The 24,931-nt window shown below is 62.9% G+C and carries 21 protein-coding genes; 15 read left to right on the top strand and 6 right to left on the bottom strand.

Annotated features, from left to right (window positions below):
• Window positions 1-459, bottom strand: coding sequence for an Lrp/AsnC family transcriptional regulator (locus tag Q1B16_RS14885; RefSeq protein WP_299790357.1), 459 nt, complete (start codon window positions 457-459; stop codon window positions 1-3).
• Window positions 456-911 (bottom strand): Lrp/AsnC family transcriptional regulator, encoded by a 456-nt coding sequence (locus tag Q1B16_RS14880; RefSeq protein ID WP_299790354.1) that lies wholly within the window; start codon window positions 909-911, stop codon window positions 456-458. Before Q1B16_RS14880 ends, Q1B16_RS14885 begins: the two co-directional genes overlap by 4 nt.
• 132 nt (window positions 912-1,043) lie before the next feature.
• Here Q1B16_RS14880 and ilvC point away from each other — a divergent pair, with 132 nt between their 5' ends.
• On the top strand, window positions 1,044-2,066 hold the full coding sequence (gene ilvC / locus Q1B16_RS14875) for a ketol-acid reductoisomerase (protein WP_299790351.1): 1,023 nt from the start codon (window positions 1,044-1,046) through the stop codon (window positions 2,064-2,066).
• Between the two features lie 347 nt (window positions 2,067-2,413).
• On the top strand, window positions 2,414-3,343 hold the full coding sequence (locus Q1B16_RS14870; RefSeq protein WP_299790348.1) for a DMT family transporter: 930 nt from the start codon (window positions 2,414-2,416) through the stop codon (window positions 3,341-3,343).
• On the opposite strand, the gene Q1B16_RS14865 is transcribed toward Q1B16_RS14870, so the two are convergent.
• A complete protein-coding gene (locus Q1B16_RS14865) occupies window positions 3,327-5,045 on the bottom strand; it encodes a serine protease (RefSeq protein ID WP_299790345.1) in 1,719 nt (572 codons plus the stop codon). The two genes, Q1B16_RS14870 and Q1B16_RS14865, sit on opposite strands and share 17 nt — an antisense overlap.
• Window positions 5,046-5,198: 153 nt before the next feature.
• On the opposite strand from Q1B16_RS14865, the gene Q1B16_RS14860 reads away from it, so the two are divergent.
• The 9 genes from Q1B16_RS14860 to glmM all read left to right on the top strand — a co-directional run bounded on the left by Q1B16_RS14860 (window position 5,199) and on the right by glmM (window position 16,512).
• A complete protein-coding gene (locus Q1B16_RS14860) occupies window positions 5,199-6,128 on the top strand; it encodes a glycine--tRNA ligase subunit alpha (RefSeq protein ID WP_299790342.1) in 930 nt (309 codons plus the stop codon).
• Window positions 6,128-6,832: an FkbM family methyltransferase gene (locus tag Q1B16_RS14855; protein WP_299790339.1), complete on the top strand. Its 705-nt coding sequence runs from the start codon at window positions 6,128-6,130 to the stop codon at window positions 6,830-6,832. The genes Q1B16_RS14860 and Q1B16_RS14855 overlap by 1 nt, the downstream gene beginning before the upstream one ends.
• Before the next feature lie 3 nt (window positions 6,833-6,835).
• Complete coding sequence (locus Q1B16_RS14850; protein ID WP_299790336.1) at window positions 6,836-7,363, top strand: DUF6446 family protein; 528 nt, start codon at window positions 6,836-6,838, stop codon at window positions 7,361-7,363.
• Window positions 7,363-9,585, top strand: coding sequence for a glycine--tRNA ligase subunit beta (glyS, locus tag Q1B16_RS14845; protein WP_299790333.1), 2,223 nt, complete (start codon window positions 7,363-7,365; stop codon window positions 9,583-9,585). The genes Q1B16_RS14850 and glyS overlap by 1 nt, the downstream gene beginning before the upstream one ends.
• Window positions 9,586-9,760: 175 nt before the next feature.
• On the top strand, window positions 9,761-12,253 hold the full coding sequence (locus Q1B16_RS14840; RefSeq protein ID WP_299790848.1) for a putative PEP-binding protein: 2,493 nt from the start codon (window positions 9,761-9,763) through the stop codon (window positions 12,251-12,253).
• A gap of 185 nt (window positions 12,254-12,438) precedes the next feature.
• Window positions 12,439-13,071, top strand: coding sequence for a cell wall hydrolase (locus Q1B16_RS14835; RefSeq protein ID WP_299790330.1), 633 nt, complete (start codon window positions 12,439-12,441; stop codon window positions 13,069-13,071).
• A gap of 122 nt (window positions 13,072-13,193) precedes the next feature.
• Window positions 13,194-14,120, top strand: coding sequence for a dihydroneopterin aldolase (locus tag Q1B16_RS14830; protein WP_299790325.1), 927 nt, complete (start codon window positions 13,194-13,196; stop codon window positions 14,118-14,120).
• Window positions 14,121-14,159: 39 nt separating this feature from the next.
• Window positions 14,160-15,179: a dihydropteroate synthase gene (folP, locus tag Q1B16_RS14825; protein ID WP_299790322.1), complete on the top strand. Its 1,020-nt coding sequence runs from the start codon at window positions 14,160-14,162 to the stop codon at window positions 15,177-15,179.
• Window positions 15,169-16,512, top strand: coding sequence for a phosphoglucosamine mutase (gene glmM, locus Q1B16_RS14820; protein ID WP_299790319.1), 1,344 nt, complete (start codon window positions 15,169-15,171; stop codon window positions 16,510-16,512). The genes folP and glmM overlap by 11 nt, the downstream gene beginning before the upstream one ends.
• Before the next feature lie 33 nt (window positions 16,513-16,545).
• On the opposite strand, the gene Q1B16_RS14815 is transcribed toward glmM, so the two are convergent.
• Window positions 16,546-17,484: a serine hydrolase domain-containing protein gene (locus tag Q1B16_RS14815; protein WP_299790316.1), complete on the bottom strand. Its 939-nt coding sequence runs from the start codon at window positions 17,482-17,484 to the stop codon at window positions 16,546-16,548.
• A 50-nt stretch (window positions 17,485-17,534) separates the two neighbouring features.
• Window positions 17,535-18,878 carry a proline--tRNA ligase gene (gene proS / locus Q1B16_RS14810; RefSeq protein ID WP_299790313.1) on the bottom strand — a complete coding sequence of 448 codons (1,344 nt, stop codon included), beginning with the start codon at window positions 18,876-18,878 and terminating at the stop codon, window positions 17,535-17,537.
• A 190-nt stretch (window positions 18,879-19,068) separates the two neighbouring features.
• On the opposite strand from proS, the gene Q1B16_RS14805 reads away from it, so the two are divergent.
• From Q1B16_RS14805 to Q1B16_RS14790, 4 genes are all read left to right on the top strand, one after another.
• Window positions 19,069-20,538, top strand: a complete 1,470-nt coding sequence (locus tag Q1B16_RS14805) for a histidine kinase dimerization/phosphoacceptor domain -containing protein (RefSeq protein ID WP_299790310.1) — start codon at window positions 19,069-19,071, stop codon at window positions 20,536-20,538.
• A gap of 143 nt (window positions 20,539-20,681) precedes the next feature.
• The gene (locus Q1B16_RS14800) at window positions 20,682-21,749 is read left to right on the top strand and encodes an AI-2E family transporter (protein ID WP_299790307.1); all 1,068 of its coding nucleotides are present in this window, start codon (window positions 20,682-20,684) and stop codon (window positions 21,747-21,749) included.
• Entirely contained in the window at window positions 21,750-22,445 is a 696-nt protein-coding gene (locus Q1B16_RS14795; protein ID WP_299790304.1) for a DnaA/Hda family protein, read from the top strand. It abuts the gene before it with no gap.
• A 67-nt stretch (window positions 22,446-22,512) separates the two neighbouring features.
• Window positions 22,513-24,687, top strand: coding sequence for an RNA degradosome polyphosphate kinase (locus tag Q1B16_RS14790; RefSeq protein ID WP_299790301.1), 2,175 nt, complete (start codon window positions 22,513-22,515; stop codon window positions 24,685-24,687).
• Window positions 24,688-24,698: 11 nt separating this feature from the next.
• Here the strand turns inward: Q1B16_RS14790 and Q1B16_RS14785 are convergent, their stop codons facing one another.
• Window positions 24,699-24,923 carry a hypothetical protein gene (locus Q1B16_RS14785; RefSeq protein WP_299790298.1) on the bottom strand — a complete coding sequence of 75 codons (225 nt, stop codon included), beginning with the start codon at window positions 24,921-24,923 and terminating at the stop codon, window positions 24,699-24,701.
• Window positions 24,924-24,931 lie beyond the last annotated feature (8 nt).

Here is a 24,931-nt window from a genome sequence, read left to right as displayed (position 1 = left end):
TTAGCCGATGGGTCCGGGCAACCGTTCCTCGGAGAGCAGTACATTGGCGTCGATATTGCCGACACCGGGCAGCGTCATGATGCGCCGCCGCAGGACACGTTCGAAATCGGCGATGTCGCGGGCGACGACGCGCAGGCGGTAATCGTAGGCCCCAAGGACGTGTTCGACGGTCTGCACTTCGGGGATTGCGGTCACGGCGCGTTCGAAGTCTTCGAGGCTGACGCGCCCCTTGGTGGCGAGTTTTACGCCCAGAAAAACCGTGACGCCGAAGCCCAGGGCTTGCGCATCCATGTCGAGCCTCTGGCCCCGGAACACCCCTGCGTCCTTGAGGCGCTTGAGACGCCGCCAGGCCGCGGGCTGACTGAGGCCAAGCTCGCGACCCAACGCACCGGCCGAGATCAGCGCATCTTCGGCCACGGCGCGGATCATGGCGCGATCGGTGTCGTCGAGGTCGATCATAGCGGTAGTGTCTCGTCGAACTTGACGCGAGCGACGTGCATCAGCGCTTCGATATCGGCGATATGCGGTAGGGTCAGAAGCTTATCGCGATAGACCTGCTGGTAATGCGGCATGTCGCGGGCGATCACGGACAGGCGGGCATCGACCTGTCCCAGAAAGGTCTGCGCCTCGATCACCTCGGGCACCTCTCGCGCTGCGGCGAGGAATTCATCGAAGGCGCGGGGTTGGGTCTTGTCGAGCGTGACACGCAAGCTGACCTCGACCGTGTAGCCCAGGGCCGGCCAGTTGATCACGGCGCGCACGGCGCGGATGACACCAGCTGCGCGCATCTTGTCGATGCGTCGCGCCAGCGTGGTGGGCGTCACCCCTGCCCGATCGGCCAGATCGGCAGTAGGCAAATCGGGGGCGGCCTGAAATTGGCGCAGGATTCGGAGATCGGTCGCATCGAGCATGAATTTTGCGTATCACGGGCTAAAATAGAATGAAATCCCCATGATGAGACGAGAATGCGCTTAATTCGCTGCCTTCTTTAGCGAAAAACCCCTATTCTGCACCTCAATCGAAACGCAGACCGAGGGAATATCATGCGCGTTTATTACGATCGCGATTGCGACATCAACCTGATCAAGGACATGAAAGTGGCCATTCTGGGCTACGGCAGCCAAGGCCACGCCCACGCACTCAACCTGCGCGACAGCGGCGCGAAAAACGTCGTCGTGGCGCTGCGCGACGGCTCGGCCTCGGCCAAGAAGGCCGAAGGCGAAGGGCTCAAGGTCATGGGCATCGCCGAAGCGGCGGCCTGGTGTGACCTGATCATGTTCACCATGCCCGATGAGCTTCAGGCAGAGACCTACAAGAAGTACGTGCACGACAACCTCAAAGAAGGCGCGGCCATCGCGTTCGCCCACGGTCTGAACGTGCATTTCGGCCTGATCGAGCCGAAGCCCGGCGTGGACGTCATCATGATGGCCCCCAAGGGCCCCGGCCACACGGTGCGCGGCGAATACACCAAAGGCGGCGGCGTGCCTTGCCTTGTGGCGGTTCACAACGACGCGTCGGGGCGTGCGCTGGAAATCGGCTTGAGCTATTGCTCGGCCATCGGCGGTGGCCGTTCGGGCATCATCGAGACCAACTTCCGCGAAGAGTGCGAAACCGACCTCTTCGGTGAGCAGGCGGTGCTCTGTGGTGGCTTGGTCGAGCTGATCCGCATGGGGTTCGAGACCCTCGTGGAAGCGGGCTACGAGCCAGAAATGGCGTATTTCGAGTGTCTGCACGAGGTGAAGCTGATCGTCGACCTGATCTATGAAGGCGGCATCGCCAACATGAACTACTCGATCTCGAACACGGCTGAATATGGCGAGTACGTCAGCGGCCCGCGGATCCTGCCCTATGACGAGACCAAGAAGCGCATGAAAGAGGTTCTGACCGACATCCAGACCGGCAAATTCGTGCGGGATTTCATGCAGGAAAACGCCGTCGGCCAGCCGATGTTCAAGGCGACCCGTCGCATCAACGACGAGCACCAGATCGAAGAGACCGGCGAGAAGCTCCGTGGCATGATGCCGTGGATCTCCGCAGGCAAGATGGTGGACAAATCGAAGAACTGATCCACCCGATCCTTACCGATTTTCAGGGCGGCCCCTTTGGGCTGCCCTTTTTTGTCATTTGGCACACGATGCGTTGACGCATCCCAGCTTTGCGTTAACGCAAAGCGCTGCGGGACGGCTACATATCGTCTTTGAGTTGCAGCACGCACCACGCCAGCAGGGCGAGAAGAATGACGATAGGCAGAATGAAAAACGCGTCCATTGGGTCCTCCTGAAAGACGTTACCTTTCCCCTTAGGGGAGTTGCTGAATGATCAGCCGCGCAGTACAGAGCTAACCGAACCGTTCCGGGTTGCAACGTCTGGTGCCGGTTTTTTACCGCCGCCCCGCTCTGGATGCCAATTATTTATGCAAACACCCCCCGAGATCACCCCGGCCAGCTGGGGCATGGTGGCGACGCTTGGCCTGATCTGGGGCGCCACATTCCTGTTCATCGAACTCGCCCTGACAGGGATCACGCCGTTCTGGCTGGCCGCCGGGCGGATCGGGTTCGCAGCCCTTCTGGCAGTGGCAATCTGGTTGTGGCGTGGCGGGCGTGTCTTCACGACACCGGAGACGTCCTGGGGGCCATTGATCCTTTCGGGCGTGCTCAACTCGGCCATTCCCTTCATGCTGCTGAGCTGGGGCCAACAAACCGTCACCTCCGGCTTCGCAGGCGTGTCGATGGCCTCGGTCTCGCTGATGGTGCTGCCGCTGGCACATCTGTTCGTGCCGGGAGAGCAGATCACCTTGCGGCGTCTGATCGGTCTGATCATCGGCTTCGTCGGTGTGACCGTCCTCTTGGGCGGGCAGGCGTTCGTGTCGAGCGGTGATCCGATGGAGCCATTCGGGCGGCTGGCCTGTGTCGGGGCAGCGGCGTGCTATGCGTGCAGTTCGGTTCTGGTGCGACGGTTGCCGCCGATCGACCCGTTCGGGCTCGCAGCCCTCGCACTGGTGTTCGGCGCGTTGCTCGTGGTGCCGACAGCCTGGGCGGTCGAGGGACCGCCGCCGATGCCGGACACGGATATCCTGCTGATCATCGCCATCCTCGGGCTGGTTCCGACGGCGGGCGCGAACCTGATGCGTATTCTTGTCATCCGCAGCGCCGGGCCGGTCTTCATGTCGCTGGTCGGCTACCAGGTGCCGATGTGGTCGGTCATCCTTGGCATCGTGATCCTGGGCGAGCCGTTCAAGCCCGTCCTGTTGATCGCGATGGGGTTGATCCTGATCGGGATGTTCATCAGCCAGTGGGGCGCGTTGAAACGGCTGTTCAGCCGCCGGGTCACTCCCAGCAGCTGATCAGGACGGTCATCGCGGTTGCCTTCTGCGTGAGGTCCACCGGGTCAAGCCGCGCGAGGCCCGGCGTGACCTGAGGCGACACCCCTGCCCGTTCCAGCATCGCGCGCACCGACATGCTCTTGGTGGCGAAGTTCACGTCATCGGGCAATTGCCGACCACCTGCATCGTGCGGGACCAGCATGCCGATCACCGCGCCGCCATCGTCAAGGACGGGGCCACCCGCGTCACCGTCGAGCGTGCTGATATCAAGACGCGACAGCGTGTCTTCGCCGTTGAGGCCCTGCAAGTCCGAAAGCCGCCCGAAGGTCATCGTCGCGGACGGCAAGACGCCACCAAAGGAAAAGCCCGCCACGGCAATCTCGGATTGCAGCCGGGGCGTGCCGTCGCGGAATTGTGCAACGGCGTTCGGTGCCAAAGGCTGGGTCGCGCGCAGCACGGCAATGCCGAGGGCCGGGTCGGTGGCCATGACTTCAGCGCCATAATCGCTGTTCAGCGTGATGCGGCCGCAATTGGCAACGGCGGCATCGGTCGTGACCACCCTGCCCTGACCATCGACGAAAAAGCCCGAGGCGGTGAGCTTGGGCTGGCGGATGCTCAGCCCGGCGACCAGATCGACGCGCTGGCTGTCCTCGGCGATCACCGCCGGGTCCAGCACGCCCGGAATGGGATCAAAGCTGTTGCGCATCGTGGCGAGGATGCGAGTACGGCGCTCTTCGTCGCCCGCGGGCCAGACCAGCGTGAACCCTTTAATCGCGCCATCCTCCAGCCGCGCCTCGGTATGCGAGACGATGCGGGCATTCTGGCCGGTGAGGGTAAAGCTGTCGCGGTTGCGGTCGCGCGGGCCGTCGAGCGGCACGATGTCGAGCGTTTGCATGATCTCGTAAAGGCCAGCGAGACGGTCACGGTCGCCCGGTTGGCTGATAAGCAGAACACGCGCACCGTCGACCGACCCGGTCGGCTCGAAATGCGCAAACGGGCTGTCGTAGCGATCGAAGGCAACGGCGCCCAGCGGCAGGTCGATGGAAATCCCTGCGCGGGTGTCGCGCACGGTCTGCATGTCCATACCGTCAAGCACAGCATTGTACTGCCGGAAAAGCTCGGCGCGTTGCGCGGTGGTCAGGATGCCGGTGGCCTCGAACCCGTTGGATTGCTGCCACGCGCCCATCGCCGCACGGGTGCCGCGCCCGAAGGCACCGTCAATCGCCGCATTGTAGAAGCCCGACCATTGCAGCGCGATCTGCACCGCCTCGCGTTCCGACCGGGTCAACAGCGCCTCGGACGCGCGGGCCTCGCGCGGGGTCTCGTCACTGGCTTGGGGTTCGGGCGCGACAGGAATTTCCGGCGCGGTGATCGTCGGCGTGGCGATGGCCGGGCCTGCGCCAATGGGCCAGATGCGCTGACCATAGCGATCGGGGCCTTCGATATAGCTGTCGCCGGGGATCAGCCGTTGCGCGCGCAGGCTGCGCAGGACGCGGTTGGCCTCATCGCGGGGATAGGGCCCCAGGGCAATACCATACCAGCCTCGGCCAAGGTCAAACCCGTTCACATCGGGCAGCATGGAGGCGTAGTCGCGCAGGCGCGCTTCGACTTCGGACAAGGTGGGTTGCGCCTCGATCTGCACATAGACGCTGTCCTGCGCCCGTGCCTCTGCGCCAAAAAACACCAGCACCGCCAGCATCGAAAAGAAAAACCTGCGCACCATGCGATCGTCACCTGCTCGAAAAACCCGTTTCTGCGCCATGCTCTAGCAAGATTGTGCCGACACTGGAACGCGAAAATTAGGGCCTCGCACGCAATTGACCCCCGGACCCCATGGGCCTAATCAGGCGCCAGTGCAAACCGGGGTGACATCGCCATGGATCAGACCATCACGAAGCCACGCAGTTTCCAGGAGATCATCCTGCGGCTCCAGTCCTACTGGGCCGGTCAGGGCTGTGCGGTGATGCAGCCTTATGACATGGAAGTGGGTGCTGGCACGTTTCATCCGGCCACCACGTTGCGGTCCTTGGGGTCGAAACCCTGGGCTGCGGCCTATGTGCAGCCGTCGCGCCGCCCCACCGACGGGCGTTACGGCGAAAACCCGAACCGGTTGCAGCATTATTACCAGTACCAGGTGCTCATCAAACCGTCGCCGCCCGATCTTCAGGACCTGTATCTCGGGTCGCTGCGCGCCATCGGGATCGACATGGCGCTGCACGACATTCGCTTTGTCGAAGACGACTGGGAAAGCCCGACGCTGGGTGCCTGGGGGCTTGGCTGGGAGGTGTGGTGCGATGGCATGGAAGTGTCGCAGTTCACGTATTTTCAACAGGTTGGCGGGCATGATTGCCACCCGGTATCGGGCGAATTGACCTACGGGTTGGAACGTCTGGCGATGTATGTTCTGGGTGTCGATCACGTGATGGATATGCCCTACAACGACCCTGACGCGTCGATCGCGCTGACCTATGGCGACGTGTTCCGCCAGACCGAACAGGAATATTCGCGCTGGAACTTCGACGTCGCGGATACGGAGGTCCTGCTCCGCCATTTCGAAGAGGCCGAGGCGGAATGTGCCCGCATCCTGGATCAGGCCGACGACGATCCGAAGACCGGAAAGCGCATCGTCATGGCCCACCCGGCCTATGACCAATGCATCAAGGCCAGCCACATTTTCAACCTGCTCGATGCGCGCGGCGTGATCTCGGTCACGGAGCGACAAAGCTATATCGGGCGCGTGCGCGCGCTGGCGAAACGCTGTGCCGACGCCTTCGTGCAGACCGAAGCCGGGGGCTTTGCGGCCTGATGGCCTCTGCCAACCGAAATACGCCGATGCGCCGGGCCAAGTACGGCCTGATGCAGCATCTGCCGGGGGAGCTTGGGCAGAAGTACCGCCGCAAGCTGCGCAAGCTTGTGGATACCCCCAAGGCAGAAGCGGCGTTTCGGGAGGCGTTGGCGGGCGCGACGGGCAAGATCTGTATCGACCTCGGCGCAAACCTGGGCCAGCATACCCGCACCATGGCGGCGCATGCCGCGAAGGTCTACGCGTTTGAGCCGGACCCGTGGACGGCGGCCGAATTGCGGACCCGTCTTTCGGATATGCCCAATGTCGAAGTGATCGAGGCGGCCGCCGGGACCGAGGACGGGACCTTTCCGCTCTATCGCACCGCGTGTTTCGACAGCGATCCGGTGGAACAATCGCAATCCTCATCGCTGATGGCGCAAAAGCGTAATATCGACACGACCAGCGCAGTGAATGTGCGCGTGATGGACTTTCCGGCCTTTCTCGAAGGGCTGGATGCGGATATCGCCTTGATCAAGATGGATATCGAGGGGGCGGAGGTGCCGCTCTTGGAGGCGCTTTTTGACCATCCGGTAAAATATCGGATCGGGCATCTGTTCGTCGAAACCCACGAGAGCCGGATCCCCGACCTGCTGCCGCGCACCGATGCGTTACGCGCGCGTGCGGCACGGATGGAACGGCCTCATGTGAACATGGACTGGAAATAGACGATGACCGGAAAAATCCTTACCATCGTGATCGTCCTCAGCGCGCTGATCGCGGGCGTGGCGATGTACTATCTTCAGGTCTACGCCTATTACGAAACGGTCACGCCGACCGGGACGGATGATGTGCAACTGACCACGCAAGACGGGCGGCGCGAGACGATCCTTTACGAGGATTTTCAAGCGATTGATTCCGACAGTTCACCCATCAGGTTCAGAGCTTGCTTCACCACGCAGACGCCGTTGTCGACGCTGACATCAACCTACGAGCCCTATATCGGGGCGTCACCGCGCAACGCTCCGGGCTGGTTCGATTGCTTCGACGCCGAGGCCATCGGAGAGGATATCCGCATGGGCCGCGCGCAGGTGTTCACGAGCCAGCGCAATCTCGAATTCGGGATCGACCGGGTGGTCGCCGTCACCGAGGACGGACACGGCTACATCTGGCACGAAATCAACGAATGCGGCGACAAGGCCTATGACGGCAGCCCGCTGGGCGACGACTGCCCCGAACGCGACAACGGAGACAATTGATGCCCGACCTTCTGATCGAGCTTTTTTCCGAGGAAATCCCGGCGCGGATGCAGGCCAAGGCGGCGGACGACCTGAAGTCGCGGATGACGAACGGGCTGGTCGAGGCCGGTTTGACCTATGCCGGGGCCGTCGCCTATGCAACGCCGCGCCGTCTGGCGTTGCGGGTGGACGGGTTGACCGACCGATCGCCGGACATCAAGGAAGAACGCAAGGGCCCGCGCGTCGATGCGCCGGAAAAGGCCATCGAAGGGTTCTTGCGCGGGGCCGGTGTACGCCGCGACGACCTGATCGAGCGGGACGAGAAGAAAGGCCGCGTGTTCTATGCGGTGATCGAGAAACCCGGCCGGTCGGCGGAAGAGATCGTGGCCGAGGTGCTCGAGGACACGATCCGCAACTTCCCGTGGCCCAAATCGATGCGCTGGGGCGCCGGTTCCCTGCGCTGGGTGCGGCCCCTGCACCGCATCCTATGCGTGCTGACACGCGAGGATGGCTCTGATGTGGTGCGGCTCGACGTAGACGGGATCAAATCCGGGCGCACGACCGAAGGCCACCGCTTCATGGCGCCCGGCGCGTTCGATGTCACGGGCTTTGATGAGTACGAGGCCAAGCTGAAACGCGCGCATGTGGTGCTCGACGCAGGTGAACGGGCCGAGGCGATTTGGCAGGACGCAACCAACCAGGCCTTCGCAAGCGGGCTCGAAGTCGTCGAAGACAGGGGACTTCTGGCCGAAGTGGCGGGGCTTGTCGAATGGCCGGTCGTGCTCATGGGAGCGATTGGATCGGAGTTTCTGGACCTGCCGCCGGAGGTGTTGCAGACCTCGATGAAAGAGCACCAGAAGTTCTTTTCGGTGCGCAATCCGAAGTCCGGGCGGATCGAACGCTTTGTCACCGTGGCGAACCGAGAGACCGCCGATCACGGCGCGACGATCCTCGCGGGCAACCAGAAGGTGCTGTCGGCGCGATTGGCGGATGCCAAGTTCTTCTGGGAGAACGATCTGCGGGTGGCCAAGGAACAGGGTCTGACCGCGTGGACGGACAGCCTGTCGAACGTGACCTTCCACAACAAGCTGGGGTCGCAGCGTGACCGGATCGGACGTATCGCCGCCCTCGCGCGCGAACTGGCCCCGGTGGTCGGGGCGGATGCCGAACTGGCAGAGCAGGCCGCGACCGTGGCGAAGGCCGATCTGGCCTCGGAGATGGTCTACGAATTCCCGGAGCTTCAGGGGCTCATGGGCCGGTACTACAGCGATGCCGCCGGTCTGCCTTCGGAGGTCGGCGTCGCCTGTCAGGAGCATTATTCCCCGCTCGGACCGTCGGATGACGTGCCCTCCGCGCCCGTGTCCGTCGCGGTCGCGCTAGCCGACAAGATCGACACGTTGACCGGGTTCTGGGCGATTGAGGAGAAACCCACGGGATCGAAGGACCCGTTCGCGCTCCGCCGCGCAGCGTTGGGGGTGATCCGGTTGGTGCTGGAAAACGGGCTTCAGGTGTCGCTCGATCGTTTCATCGACGTGCAGCTTGTCCGCCACAAAGGGCACCTGATCGACGGGGTGAGCGACGATGATGTCACCGACCTGATCTCTGAAATCGCAGAGCACGGCGTGTTCGGCGCGGCCTATCGTACGCTCAAGGCGCGGCGTAATGGGGAAAAAACCGATGGTCTGGATGCGATGCAGAACGAAGTGCCCGACAAATCGGTCGATCTGCTGTCCTTCTTCCACGACCGTCTCAAGGTCTATCTCCGCGACCAGGGCATCCGGCATGACGTGATCGACGCGTGTATCGAAATGGACGGCAATGATGATCTGGCGCTTTTGGTCAAGCGGGCCAAGGCGTTGCAGGCTGTGCTCGAGACCGAGGACGGCGAGAACCTCGTTCAGGGCTTCAAGCGGGCCAACAACATCCTAAGCCAGGCCGAAGAGAAGGACGGGGTCGAATACTCTTTCGGTGCCGATCCGAAATTCGCGGAAGACCCCGCCGAAACCGCGCTTTTCGACGCTCTGGCCAAGGCCGAGGCTAAGATCGCGCCGGCCATGAAAGCGCAGGATTTCGAAACCGCGATGGCGGCGATGGCCGATTTGCGCGGGCCGGTGGATGCGTTCTTCGAGGCGGTTCAGGTCAATGCCGACAAGGACCTGCTGCGACGCAACCGGTTGAACCTGCTCAGCACGATCCGCAAAACCTGCTTGCAGGTGGCCGACCTGACGCGGATCGAAGGCTGAACCCCAAGAAAACACGTCGGATTCCGGTTTCGGGACCCGACGCCAGCCTGCGCCATCAACGCCTCTTGTCAGACTGCGCGCTGCCCTTATGCTGCGCCCACGTTCAAGAGGTGCTGCGGTGCAGAAACCAAGTCCTGACAACCCGGATGTGACGCTCATCACTCCGACATCGCCCATGTCCACGCCCACCCATGGCGGGCGGGCGAAGTGCTTGCAACGCCTTGTGCGGCTCGATCTTCCGGTGCCCCGAACGGTTGCCTTGTCCTTCGGCACGGTGCACCAGATCGCGTCCGGGTATCGACCGGATGTGTCCGACATTCTGACGGAATTCGACCCCAATGCCCTGCTTTGCGTGCGCCCCTCATCCGAAGACCCGGATTGGGGTGGCCCCGGTGCCGTGCTCAATATCGGGATGAACGACGCGCGCTATGTCGATCTCTGCGACCAGATCGGCACGCAGGCGGCGACCGAGATCTACCTGCGTTTCGTGGTCAACTACGCCATCGACGTGGCGCGGCTCGATGCTGAAGGGTTCGATGCGATCCAAGGCGAAGGCCACGACGCGCTGCGGGAGGCGCTGCAACTTTACGAAGACGAGGCCGAAGAGCCGTTTCCGCAGGATCCGGCGATCCAGCTGGCGGAGATCCTGCGGTCCATGGCGCGGGCCTGGGAGGGCACGACAGCGCGGCTGCTGCGTCAGGCCAAGGGCGCGCCTGTCGATGCAGGGCTCGGCCTTGTGGTGCAGGAGATGGCGCTGGGTTTGGGCAGTGGTGAATGTGGATCGGGTGTTTTGCAACTGGTCAATCCCTCCACCGGGCTGCCGCAGATCACGGGCCGTTACCTGAGCCAAAGCCAAGGCCGCGAGGCGCTGGACGGCGGGGCCGCGTCGATGTTCCTTGAGAAAGACCCGCGCGGGCCGTCGCTTGAAGAGTTGGCGCCCGAGGCGTTCGCGGCGCTCAAAGACCACGCGGCCCTGATGCGCGCCCGGCTGCGCGAGGAAATGCAGATCGAGTTCACGATCGAGAACGGCAAGCTGCATATTCTTGACGGCGTGCGGGTCGAACGCAGCGCGCGTGCGGCGCTGAGGATCGTGGTGCGGCTGGCCGAGGACGGAATTATCACGCGGCAAGAGGCCGTGATGCGGATCGAACCGAGGGCGCTGTCGGAATTGCTGCACCGCCAGGTATCCGCCAAGGCCAAGCGCGATGTTCTGGGCAGCGGAATCGCCGCCAGCCCCGGTGCTGCGACGGGCAGGATCGTGTTTTCGTCAGAGGCGGCTCAGGCCAGCGCCGCGCGGGGCGAACCCTGTGTTCTGGTTAGGCGCGAAACCAGCCCTGAGGATATTCGCGGCATGCATGTGGCCTCGGCCGTGTTGACGGAACGCGGCGGCATGACCAGCCACGCGGCGGTGATCGGGCGCGGGCTTGGTCTTCCTTGCGTCGTGGGGGCCGCGAACCTGCGGTTCCACGTCAAACGCAAGCAGCTTGTGGCGACCGATGGCCGGGTGCTTCGGGAAGGTGACGAGATCACCGTGGACGGCACCAACGGCCAGATCCTCGCCGGGTCGGTCGAGATGATCGAGGCGACGCTGGATGAGACGTTCCGCACCTTCATGAGCTGGGCCGATGCCGAGCGCGATATCGGCGTGCGCGCCAACGCGGACACGCCCGCCGACGCCAAGACAGCGCTGCATTTCCGCGCCCAGGGCATCGGTCTGTGCCGGACCGAACATATGTTCTTCGAAGCCGAGCGCCTGACCCCGATGCGCGAAATGATCTTCGCGCAGAACCCGCAGGATCGTCAGGCGGCGCTGGAGTTGGTGCTACCGATGCAACGCGCGGATTTTCTCGAGCTCTTCCAGATCATGCAGGGCCAACCCGTGTGTATCCGGTTGTTCGACCCGCCTTTGCACGAATTCCTGCCCACAAGCCGTGCAGGCCAGCGCGAACTGGCCGAAGCGCTGGACATTCCGGTGAGCGACGTGACCCGTCGGATCGACAGCCTCGCGGAATACAATCCGATGCTGGGGATGCGCGGCGTGCGATTGGGGATCTCGGTGCCCGAGATCTATGACATGCAGGCGCGCGCGATCTTCGAGGCGACGGTCGAGGCCGCCCGCGAAGGCATCACGGTCGTGCCCGAAATCATGGTGCCGCTGGTGTCCGCCAAGCGCGAGGTCGAACTCGTCCGGGGCCGGGTCGAGGCAGTGGCTGCCGCCGTGCGCACGGAACAGAGCGCGGATTTCAGCTATCGTCTTGGCGTGATGGTCGAGACCCCCCGCGCTTGTTTGCGCGCCGGGGATATCGCGGAGCACACCCATTTCCTGAGCTTCGGCACCAACGATCTCACACAGATGACCTACGGTCTGTCGCGCGACGATGCGGGGCGGTTCATGTCGGAATATGTCCGGCAAGGCGTCTTCACCGAAGACCCCTTTCATATCCTCGATACCGAGGGTGTCGGGGAATTGTTGCGATTGGGGGTGGTTCGGGGTCGCGCTGCCCGCCCGAACGTGGTTTTGTCGATTTGCGGGGAACATGCCGCGCATACCGAATCAATCGCCTTCTGTCGGGAGGCTGGATTCGACTATGTCAGCTGCTCTCCGTTCCGGGTTCCGGTGGCACGTCTTGCCGCAGCACAACTTGCGTTGGCCGACAAGATAAAGTAGCCGTCGGCACAATTCGGCCCAGATTTTGCCCCATTTCGGGGTCGGGCATCGGCCTTGCGCCACGCGCATGGGCGGGTAACTTGTGGATTTCCAATATTTTCTGTAACAGCCCGTCGAACGCGCGGCGATGCCTGTTTTCTGTGCATCTCGTCGCCACCCACAATATCGCGAGATGAACACTCGGTATGTCGAGATTGTTTGCACTTATTCTGGCGGCCACACTCGTGGCATCGCCCTCCTTCGCAGAACGCTCGAAGGACGCTGCTCAAGCTCTTGTCACCCAAGAACAAAACGGCCTTTCAGCAGCAGGCCAATCGCATCTGACATCGCTTGTCACACCCGCGTCACGCAAAGGCGCAATCTACAATACGTCCTGGCTGAACGCGCAGGACAAGGCGAGCGGCGGCGCTCAGTGGGAATGCCTGGCAGAGGCTCTCTACTTCGAAGCGCGCGGCGAAACCATCAAAGGCCAGTTCGCGGTCGCCGAAGTCATCATGAACCGCGTCAAGAGCGCCCGCTTTCCGAACAGCATTTGTGGCGTGATCAACCAGGGCACCGGCAAGAAATACCAGTGCCAGTTCACCTACACCTGCGACGGCATTCCGGAACGGATCAGCGAACCCCGCGCCTGGGAGCGTGTCGGCAAGGTCGCCCGCGCCATTCTTGACGGTCGCGCGCCGATGAACCTGACCGAAGGGGCAACGCATTACCACACCAACGCCGTGCGCCCACGCTGGTCGCGCACCTACACCAAGACGGCGTCCATCGGTGTGCACCTGTTCTACCGCCACACCTGGCGTGTCAGCAGCAACAGCTGATCCAGTCCCGTCGATCCCAAGACCCGACGATGTCGCGAGTGGCGTGCAAAATGCCCCTTCGCGGCATTTTCGTTTCCGGCATCCTCTGATAGCCCAGTCGCGACCGATCCGGAGGCCTTGCGATGAGTTCTGAAATCCGACTTGCTTTTGCGCACCCGTCAGAACGCGCCATAGCCACGGCCCAGGACGGACCGGTGGATCGGATCTCGCTCCGCGATCATATCGTCAATGTCGAGATCGGCGCGTTCCAGGCGGAACGTGGCACGACGCAGCGCATCTGCTTTAATGTCGTCGTCGAAGTGCAACCAATCGTTGGACATATCGATGATGACGTTGACCGCATCCTGTCCTATGACCGGGTCACCGAAGCCATCGCCGCCGAGCTTGGAGCGGAGCGCCTGAACCTTCTGGAAACGCTGGCCGAGCGAATCGCCGAGCGGATCCTGCAAGAACCGCAGGCGCTGCGGGCCTTCGTTCGGATCGAGAAGCTGGATCGCGGTCCCGGCGCGCTTGGCGTAGAGATCGTGCGGTCGAGGTCCGATCTGGACGTTGCCGCGCATGACAGCAGCCAGGAGCGCCCTCATCCCCGCGTCGTGTACTTGTCGAATGCGGCCATCGCGTCGGAACACCTTGCCGCGTGGCTCGATCAGCTCGAGGCGGAGCGCGTTCCGTTGATCCTGTGCGTCGGCCTGCCTGACGGCCCGCGCCCGGTCACCGGCCATGCCATGACGCAGCGCCGGATCGACCTCTTGGCGATCGAGCAGAATGGCTGGGTTCTCGCCGCGCGCGACGGACGCTGCAAGGTGGTCGCGACCCGAACCGAGCTCGACTGGGCGATGAAAAACGGACAGGTCTGCATCTGGGCCCCGTCGAAGATCGTGCTGGACGCGGTTGCCGGACCGGAGACACCCGTCACCGATACGGCGGCCCTGTCGGCCTGGTTTGCGGACGAAATGGACGCGCGGGAACTGCTCGTGATCGGGGCTGAGGCGCCCGCGTCGGCAAATGTTTCAGTCCGCAACACACCCATCGGCGAAAGCGTGCTTTAGCCGCTTGTCAAAATTCGCAGAGCGTTTCATTGACGCGCCATGACATCATATTTCCGTCCCCTGCCCCGATCCGGGCCCCAACGCCCGAAAGACGCCATGCCGCTGGCCGGTGGACCACTGTGGTTCACCGAGGTCGCGGTGTATCGGCGCGATGCGAAACCGGACCTTATCCCGGCGAAAGCGGTTCCTGATGACGCTTTGGAGCGCCTGACGGCTGCGCGCGCACCGATCGCGGGATGCCGGATGGATACGGTGACCCTGATGGGAATTCTCAACGTCACGCCGGACAGCTTTTCCGATGGCGGGCGATTTCTTGAACCCGAAGCGGCGGTCGCCCAGGCGCAGGAGATGGTCCGCGACGGCGCGGGCATCATCGATGTGGGCGGAGAAAGCACCCGGCCGGGGTCTACTCCGGTACCCGTCGAAGAGGAGATCGCGCGCGTCGAGGTTCCGATCACGGCTATTTCGGGTCTGGTGGACGTTCCGATCTCAATCGACACACGCAAGACCGCCGTGGCCGAAGCTGCTCTGGATGCCGGGGCAACCTTGGTCAACGATGTGTCCGGCTTTACCTACGATACGGCGCTCGGCCCCCTTTGTGCGCGGCGAGACGTGCCTGTCTGCGTGATGCATGCGCAGGGCGATCCACAGACCATGCAGGATGCACCGACATACGATGATGTGCGGCTGGACGTCTTTGACTTTCTGTCACGTCGGGTCGACGCACTGGTCGATATCGGAATACCGCGCGACAGGATCATGGTTGATCCGGGGATCGGGTTCGGCAAAACTTTGCACCACAACCTGTCGCTCTTGAACGATATATCCCTGTTCCACGGGTTGGGCTGCCCGATCCTTCTGGGCGCCTCGCGCAAGAAATTCATCGGCACGATTTCGGGGGCGGGCAACGCGGACACACGCATGGCGGGATCGGTTTCGGTCGCCTTGCACGCAGCGTCGCAGGGCGTACAGGTTATACGTGTGCACGATGTCAAGGAAACGCGTCAGGCCCTGGCGCTCTGGCGTGCAATCGAGTGGGGATACGAGCATGGTGCGTAAGCTTTTTGGAACCGACGGTGTCCGTGGGACGGCGAACAGCTTTCCGATGACCGCCGACATGGCGCTGCGGATCGGCGCTGCCGTCGGGCGGCATTTCCGGCAGGACTCCAAGGGTGTCCACCGCGTCGTGATCGGCAAGGACACGCGGCAATCGGGATACATGTTCGAGAACGCGCTGACAGCTGGGCTCACCTCGACCGGCATGAACGTATTGCTGCTGGGCCCGGTGCCGACGCCTGCGGTGGGTTTGCTCACACCGTCGATGCGGGCCGATCTGGGGATCATGATCTCGGCCAGCCACAACCCCGCGCAGGACAACGGGATCAAGTTTTTCGGGCCGGATGGGTTCAAGCTGTCCGATGCCGACGAAGCCGAGATCGAAGCGCTGATCGAGACCGGTGTGGCCCCGACGCAGGCCGACAATATCGGGCGCGCGAAAAGGATCGACGACGGACGTTTCCGCTATCAGGAGCGGGTAAAGTCGACCTTCCCGGCCGGAATGCGTCTCGACGGGCTCAAGGTGGTGGTCGATTGCGCGAACGGGGCCGCCTACAAGGCCGCGCCAGAAGTGCTTTGGGAGCTGGGCGCGGATGTCATCCCGCTCGGCGTGACGCCGAACGGGGAGAATATCAACCAGGGGTGCGGCTCGACCCATCCGCAGCTGGCCGCAGCTGCCGTGGTGGCGCATGGCGCGGATGTGGGGATCTGCCTCGATGGCGACGCCGATCGGGTGATCCTGATCGACGAAACCGGGCAAGTCGCGGACGGCGATCAGATTATGGCCTTGATGGCGGCGCGTTGGGCCGATGAGGACCGGCTGCGCGATGGTGTGCTGGTTGCGACCGTCATGTCGAATCTCGGGCTCGAGCGGTTCCTCGATGGCCGTGGGCTGCGCCTGGAACGAACGGGCGTCGGGGACCGCTATGTGGTCGAAGCGATGCGCAAGGGCGGTTGGAACCTCGGTGGTGAACAATCCGGCCACATTGTCATGACGGATTACGCAACCACGGGCGACGGTCTCATGGCCGGATTGCAGTTCCTTGGCGAAATGTGCCGCACCGGACAGCCGGCCAGCGCGTTGGCGCGGAGCTTTGAGCCGGTGCCGCAACTGCTCAAGAACGTGCGTTACGATCCGTCAATCGCGCCGCTGGAGGTCGGGTCGGTCAAGACCGCCATCGCCGAGGCCGAAGCGCGGCTCAACGGCAAGGGTCGTCTGCTCATCCGGAAATCCGGCACGGAGCCTCTGATCCGTGTCATGGCGGAGTGCGAGGACGAGGGGCTGCTTGTCGAAGTGGTGGATGGGATCGTGGCCGAAGTGTCCGCGGCTGTCTGACCGGTCGGGTTTCGTTGGCACCGAGACCAGCGCCTATTCCCCGTTGAGCGTTTCGCCCAGCTGGTCGGCGATCTTCCGGAATTTCGGCGGATCGGCAATGGCCACATCATAGCCCATCGCGGCGACCGCGTTGAACGGGTACACCACGGCAAAGGCCCCGGTTTTCGGGCCAAAGGGAAAAGACAGCGCGCCCGCGTGAGAGTAACGCATCCCGTTGCCGTCTTCCGTGTAGTTCATCCCGAGGCCGTAAAAACTGCCCTCGCCCCGTGCGATATGCGGCAGCGCCAGCGGGTCCGTCCCGACCCGTCCGTCGGGTCCAAACCAATGCCACAGCAAAGTCGCGTGATCCTGCATGGTCATCCGCCAGCCACCCCACGCGGCGAAGGCACCGAACCGGGGTGACAGGGCGCCCGAAACGCCCGCAGGCTCGAGCACACGGGCGCGGCAGGTGTCTTCGTAGCTTACTCCGCTGGCCAGTTCGATGATCCGACCCAGAAGCGCGTAATTCTCGTTGCTGTACCGGAACGCACCGCGCGTGCCTTTCTGGCCGTCGCGATCAAGCACGAGGTCGGTGACATGCGCGTGACGCGGCGTGTCCTCGTTGAGCCAGAACCCCATCCGCAATTGCGTTGTGTCCTGCCCGATCCCGGCGCTATGGGTCACCAACTCCGCCAGCGTCGCATCGAACGCATCGCGCCCCAGCGCCTCGGACAGCGGCATGTCCCAGTGCAGACTGCCCTCATCCACCAATGACAGCACGCAGAGCGCCGTGATCGCCTTGGAGTTGGACGCAAGATCGACGGGCCGATCCGCGTTGCTGTCATGCGCCATTTGTCCGTCGATCAGCACCGCAATCGCAGTCTCACCCGCGCCTTCCGCCCGCGCCCATTCTTCAAATAGCGCGACGGGATCAGAGGCCGCCACCGGGCTTGCGGCCCAGAAACCCAAAAGGAATGCCGAAAGGCGTTTCATGCCCTCTGGCTAGCAAATGCGACGGTGATCCCGCAAGAGACGTGCCTTTGTCAGGCGCTGGCTTTGCCGTATATCGCGGCAATCCGCTGAATCGCCTGTTCGGGCGGCAGTTCTTCGCTTTCACCGCTGCGGCGGGAGGTGAGTTCGACAACGCCGTTCTTGAGACCGCGCGGGCCGACGGTGATGCGCCATGGCAGACCGATGAGGTCCATCGTCGCGAACTTGGCACCTGCCCGGTCGTTGCGGTCGTCGTAGAGCGGTTCAAGCCCGAGCGCGATGAGGCTTGCATAAAGCGACTCGCAGGCCGCGTCGGCCTCGTCGTCGCCCTGCTTGAGATTGACGATGCCGCAATGGAACGGCGTCACGCCTTCGGGCCAGATGATGCCCTTGTCGTCATGGCTGGCTTCGATGATTGCGCCCAGCAGGCGGCTCACGCCGATCCCGTGGCTGCCCATATGAACAGGCACGCGGTTGCCGTCGGCATCCGCAACCGTCGCGCCCATGGCGTCGGAATACTTGGTTCCGAAATAGAAGATCTGGCCCACCTCGATGCCGCGCGCAGTGCGCTGACGGTCAGCAGGCACCTTGGCGAATTCAGCCTCGTCATGGGTCTCGTCCGTGCGGGCGTAACGCGAGGTGAATTCCTCAAGCACGGCCTGGCACTGTGCCTTGTTATCGTAGTCGATAGCGCGGTCGCCGAATTTCAGATCGGTGATTTCGGAATCGTAGAACACCTCGGACTCGCCGGTTTCGGCCAGCACGAGGAATTCATGCGTGTCGTCGCCGCCGATGGGCCCACTGTCCGCGCGCATCGGAATTGCCTGAAGGCCCATGCGTTCGTAGGTGCGCAGGTAGCTGACCAGATGGCGATTATAGGCGTGCAGCGCGTCTTCTTTGGTCAGGTCAAAATTGTAGCCGTCCTTCATCAGGAATTCGCGGCCGCGCATGACGCCGAACCGCGGGCGGATCTCGTCGCGGAATTTCCACTGTATATGATACAGCGTCAGCGGCAGGTCCTTGTAGCTGCTCACATGGCTGCGGAAGATGTCGGTGATCAGCTCTTCATTGGTGGGACCGTAGAGCATGTCACGTCCATGCCGATCTTCGACCCGCAGCATTTCGGGGCCGTAAGCGTCGTAACGGCCGGATTCCTTCCAGAGATCGGCGGACTGCAACGTGGGCATGAGCATCGGGATGTGACCTGCACGCGCCTGCTCTTCGTGCACGATCTGCTCGATGTTGCGAAGCACCTTGTAGCCCAGCGGCAGCCACGAATAGATCCCGGCGCTGGCCTGCTTGATCATCCCGGCGCGCAGCATCAGCCTGTGGCTGACGATCTGGGCCTCGGCAGGGGTTTCCTTGAGAACGGGCAGAAAATAGCGGGACAGACGCATGTGTTGGCCTCGGATGGTGGTTTCGCCCGTCCTAGCGGGTTGCATCGACCCGGACAAGGGGCGTAGAGCGCCATGCGCAGTTCAAGAGCGCTTGGCGAGATGGGCCCGCAAAAAGGCTGGTAGGCGATGGACTTTGCCATGGAAATCAAACATCTTCTGCGCACCTGATAGTTCGGAGTCTGTTTCGGAAATGAAAAGCGATTTGCCCCTGTCCGTCGCCCCGGGCAGGATACAGGACATTCTGGCGCTTGGTTTCGAAGCGCTTCCTTTTGCTGCCCTGTTTTTCATGCCGAATGACGACATGACGCTGTTATGGCGCAATTCCGCACATGAGGTGATGACGGACACCGTGGGCGTCGACGTCGCCGGTAAGGGGATATTCGAGGCATTTCCACCAAGCGCCGACGCCGATGGATCAAAGGCGGTCGAGGGTATCCGCAGCGCCGTGGCCGAGATCCTTCGGACCGGCGAACCGCAAGAGGTTGGCCCCGCCCGGTTCGATCTGGTCAACGAAAACGGTGTTTACATGGAACACCACTGGCAGATGCATTTCGCGCCGATCCGCGAGGACGGCGAGATCATCGCGATCCTGCAAACCGCGCGGGATGTGACCGAGGCGACGCTGACAGCGCGGCTGGCGCAAAGTCACCGGCGTGCGGCGACATCGACAGCCTCCGTCGCCTATTTCAGCTACGATCCCGAGACCGATCTGTTCCTGCGCCACGACGCCATCGACGCGATGTTCGGCTTTGCCCCCGAGGAGGCCGGGCCCTACGCGGCACCATTCTTCGAACGGGTACACCAGGACGATATCGGTGCGGTTCATGCCGAGGTGGCCCGCGTGCTGGCAGCACCGCCCGGCGAGATCGCGTCTTTCGATTACCGCGTCCCGCTGCCCAATGGCGAAGAGCGCTTCGTCCGCATTCGGGGCGAGATTGCGACCGATCCAATCGACCGGCGGCCCAAACTGGTCGGCACCTTCGTCGATCTGACCGATATTGAAAACGCCCGTCGCGAACTGGAACGGGCGGTCGAAGTGCGCGAGGCGCTGGTGGTCGAGGCGAACCATCGCATCAAGAACAGCCTGCAGATTGCGCTGTCCCTGCTGCGCCTTCAGGCGAGCCGGTTGATCGTGACCGGCGGCCCGGCCGCAGAACGGGCGCGCGCCGCCCTGCGCGCCGTGGAATCGCGGGTTCGTGCCGTGGCGGATGTGCACGCCGCCATCCAGATCGACGGCGACGTGGCCCGGATCGATGTCATCACCTTGTTCAACAGGCTCGTCCAGTCGACGCGCAAAAGCGCGGAGTTGCAGGAACAGGCGCTGGTTTTCGAGCATCCGGCAGAAGCCTGCAAACTCAAAAGCGATACGGCGATCGCGCTGAGCCTGATGCTCAACGAGTTGCTGACCAATGCGATCAAACACGGCTCTCCCCGGCCGAACACGCCGGTGAAGCTGCTGCTCGAGGTGTGGCCCGACGACAAGCTCCAGATTACCGTCGAGAACAGCCATTCGGACAGCTCGCAGACGCTGGACATCGATTCCTCGGGCACCGGGGAACGCCTGATCCAGCAATTCGCCGAACAGATCGGGGCCGAGGTTTCGCGGTCGAAGGATCCAAACCGGTTCGTCGCGCAGATCACCATGCCGGTCGAAGCGTGAGGCGCGCACCGGGATTGCGCAACGCGCCTGATCGAGGATGCCGCGTCAGCGGAAAACATCACAGCTTTGGTGAGGCTGCGTGTGCCTCTTGAAACCCTGCAACGGACAGGCGATGTAGGGTCCAGATTCAAAGGGCGCTTGGCATGGCACTTCCCGCGCGGGAACAGCTGAAATACTGGGGAGTCGCGGCAATCGCCTTTGCGATTGTGCTGTGGTTCCTTGGCGACGTGCTGTTGCCCTTCGTGCTGGGCGGCGCGATCGCCTATTTCCTCGATCCGGTGGCGGATCGTCTGGAACGGTTGGGTCTCAGCCGCGTGGCGGCGACGTTCCTGATCACGGTGGTTGGCATTCTTGCCTTTGTGATCCTTCTCCTTCTGGTCATTCCGGCGCTCATCGATCAGGCGGTGGATCTGTTCAACGTGGCGCCGACCCTGTTCGGCAATCTCCGCGATTTCCTGATCGCGCGGTTCCCCGAGGTGATGGATACCGAAAGCCCGCTGCGGCAATCGCTGATCTCGGTCGGTGAAACGATCCAGTCACGCGGTGGAGAGCTTCTGAATACCGTGCTGAGTTCGGCGGCGGGTTTCATCAATATCGTGATGCTCTTCGTGATCGTGCCGGTGGTGGCGGTCTATCTGCTGCTGGACTGGGACAACATGGTCGCCCGCATCGACGAGCTTTTGCCGCGCGATCATGCGCCGACCATCCGCAAGCTGGCTGCCGATATCGACAAGACACTGGCCAGCTTCATCCGCGGCATGGGCACTGTCTGTATCATCCTGGGCACTTACTACGCGGTGGCGCTCATGGTGATCGGGTTGCAATTCGGGCTCGTCGTGGGGTTCGTTGCCGGTCTGGTGACGTTCATTCCCTATCTCGGCGCGCTGATCGGCGGAGCGCTGGCCATCGGTCTGGCGCTGTTCCAGTTCTGGGGTGACTGGCTGTCCATCGGTCTTGTCGCGGGCGTGTTCGTGCTGGGCCAGGTGATCGAAGGTAATGTGCTCACCCCCAAGCTGGTGGGATCCTCGGTGGGCCTGCATCCGGTTTGGCTGATCCTTGCGCTGTCGATCTTCGGCACGCTGTTCGGCTTTGTCGGGATGCTGGTCGCGGTTCCGGTCGCGGCGGCCATCGGTGTCATAATGCGCTTTGCCGCCGATCAATATCTCCATAGCCGCCTCTATCGCGGATTGAGTGACCAGGACCGCGAATAAATGCCTCTTCAGTTGAAATTCGACATTCCGGCGCGGCCCGCGCTGGGACGCGGGGACTTTTACGTCACCCAGAGCAACGCGGTGGCCCTCGGCCTTGTCGACACCTGGCCGAACTGGCCGAACGGCAAGCTGGTTCTGGTTGGACCGCACGGATCGGGAAAATCGCACCTGGCCCATGTCTGGTGCGCCGATAGCGATGGCCGCATGGTTGCGGCGTGCGACCTTGCCGACGCAGATGTGCCCGTACTGGCCGATGCGCCGGTCTGTGTCGAAGACGTGGAACAGATCGCCGGCGATGCGGAGGCCGAGGAAGCGCTCTTTCACCTGCACAACCTCGTGCTGGCCAATGGGCACTCCATGCTGCTGACTGCGACGCGGCCACCGTCGGCCTGGGCGATCCGCCTGCCCGATCTGGCGAGCCGGATGGCGGGAACGACCGTGGCCAAGATGGCACCGCCCGACGACATTCTGCTGTCGGCGGTTCTGGCCAAGCTGTTCGCCGATCGGCAGATCGTCCCGATGGCGGATGTGATCCCCTATCTGGTGCGCTGGATGCCCCGGTCTTTCGAAGCCGCCGGAGCCGTGGTCGCGCATCTGGACACCGAAGCGCTCGGCACGCCCAAAGGCGTGACCCGCGCATTGGCGCGCAAAGCGCTGGCCGATCTTGAATTCCGGGAAGAAACCGCGTCAGACTAGGGCCTTGCAGAGATCTTCTTTGGCCGTGCGTCACGACGCCGTCACGCGCCGCCGCTAAGGGATGCCCATGAACAGCGCCGACTTCCTGAACGCCCCTTTCCCCGATCCAACGAACCTGCCCGATGTCGATCTGTCCGGTCCGGGACGGTTCTTCAATCGCGAGATGTCGTGGCTCGGCTTCAACTGGCGTGTCTTGGAAGAGGCAGAAAATCCCCGCGTACCGCTTCTGGAACGGCTGCGGTTCCTGTCGATCTCGGCCACCAATCTGGACGAATTCTACACCGTCCGCGTGGCGGGTCTTCGGGAACTGGCGCAGGCAGGCAACGTTACCCCTGCCGCCGATGGACTCACCCCGGCGGAACAGCTTGTCCTCATCAACGAGAACGCGCGCAAGCTCATGGCCTCGCAGCAGCGCGTGCTGGCCGAACTGCGTGAGCAGATGGAGTCGGAAGGCATCTCGATCCTGTCGCGCGAAGACCTCGATGACGACGATCTGGCGCATCTGGAAGACGTCTTTCTGAACCAGGTGTTTCCGGTCCTGTCTCCGCTCGCCATCGACCCCGCGCACCCCTTCCCGTTCATTGCGAACAACGGCTATTGCCTTGCGCTGCAACTGGAACGGCGCAAGGACAAGACCGGCTTGCAGGCATTGCTGCCGATCCCCGCGCAGGTCGACCGATTTGTGGCTTTGCCCGCTCGCGACGGGGCGGACCGATTCCTGTTTCTCGAAGACCTTCTGCTGCTGCATTTCGACCGGCTCTTCCCCGGCTACAAACTGCGCGACCATTTCGGATTCCGCGTGTTGCGCGACAGCGACATCGAGGTCGAGGACGAGGCCGAAGATCTCGTGCGCGAATTCGAGGTGGCGTTGAAGCGCCGCCGCCGAGGCGAAGTGGTGCGCCTGACCATCTCGGCGGGATCGTCCAAGGGCTTGCGCGACACCGTGATGCGCGAATTGCGGGTCCGTGACGACGATGTGATCGAGTTGACCGGCATGATCGGCGTGGCCGACCTCAAGGAACTGGTGCTGGACAGCCGTCCTGATCTTCTTTGGCCCAGCTTCACCCCCCGTGTGCCCGAGCGCGTGCAGGATTTCGACGGCGACATGTTCGCCGCGATCAAGCAGAAGGACATGCTGCTCCACCACCCCTACGAAACATTCGACATGGTCGTGCGCTTTCTGGCGCAAGCCGCCCGCGACCCGGATGTGGTGGCGATCAAGCAAACGCTCTACCGCACATCCCGCCAGTCCCCCATCGTCGCAGCCCTGTGCGAAGCGGCAGAGGACGGCAAGTCCGTCACCGCTCTGGTCGAACTCAAGGCGCGGTTCGACGAGGCGGCGAATATCCGGCAATCGCGACGGCTGGAACGGTCCGGCGCGCATGTGGTTTACGGCTTCCTCGACTGGAAAACCCACGCCAAGATCTCGGTCGTGGTGCGCCGCGAGGGCAACAAGCTGGTGACCTACACCCATTATGGCACCGGGAATTACCACCCGATCACCGCGACCATCTACACCGATCTGAGCTTTTTCACGTGCGACGCGGCACTTGGGCGGGATGCCACCAAGGTGTTCAACTACCTGTCTGGGTATGCCTTGCCCGACGGTCTCGAAAATCTGAGCATCTCGCCGCATTCGCTCAAACCGAAGATGCTGGAGATGATCGCCGCCGAGGCCGAACACGCACGCGCAGGCAAACCGGCGCAGATCTGGCTCAAGATGAATTCCCTGATCGAGCCCGACATGATCGACGCGCTGTATGCCGCCAGTCAGGATGGGGTGAAGATCGACTGCGTCATCCGGGGCATTTGTGGGCTGCGTCCCGGCGTGAAGGGGCTGAGCGAGAACATCCGCGTCAAGTCCATCGTCGGACGGTTCCTGGAGCACTCGCGGATCATCTGCTTCGGCAACGGATACGGCCTTCCGCACAAGAAAGCCCGCGTGTTCATCTCATCGGCAGACTGGATGGGCCGAAATCTCAACCGGCGGGTGGAGACACTGGTCGAGATCGAGAACGCCACCGTCAAAGCCCAGATCGTCAGTCAGATCATGGCGGCGAACCTTGCCGACGTGGCGCAAAGCTGGATCATGCAGGCGGATGGCAGTTTCGTGCGAACGACCTGGGAGGAAGGGGCGTTCGCGTTCAACTGTCACCGCTTTTTCATGGAAAACCCGTCGCTGTCGGGACGCGGTTCAGCCGGGGCGTCGGATGTGCCGAAACTGACCCATACCGAAGAGTGATCCCGAAGCCTCTAAGCCGCCAATTGCAGGAGTACCCAGACCACTGCACCGATGGCGCAGAGCACCGCAAAGAGCATCACCGCGTTGCGGCCTTTCTGGCGGCCCCCGGGACGTTCGGGCAAGCGTTCGGGACGGTCCTGCCGGCCCGCGTCACCTGGCCCGGCACGGACCTCTTTCGACGGTTTCGCGCCCTGTTTTCCGGCTGGTTTCAGTGAATGGAGACCTTGCGCTGCCATGGGACATC

Origin of the sequence: uncultured Marivita sp. (assembly GCF_947488135.1) — a bacterium.
Classification (GTDB): Bacteria; Pseudomonadota; Alphaproteobacteria; order Rhodobacterales; family Rhodobacteraceae; genus Marivita.
Note: the sequence above shows the minus strand (reverse complement) of the source record. Positions and strands in the feature narration are given on the sequence as shown.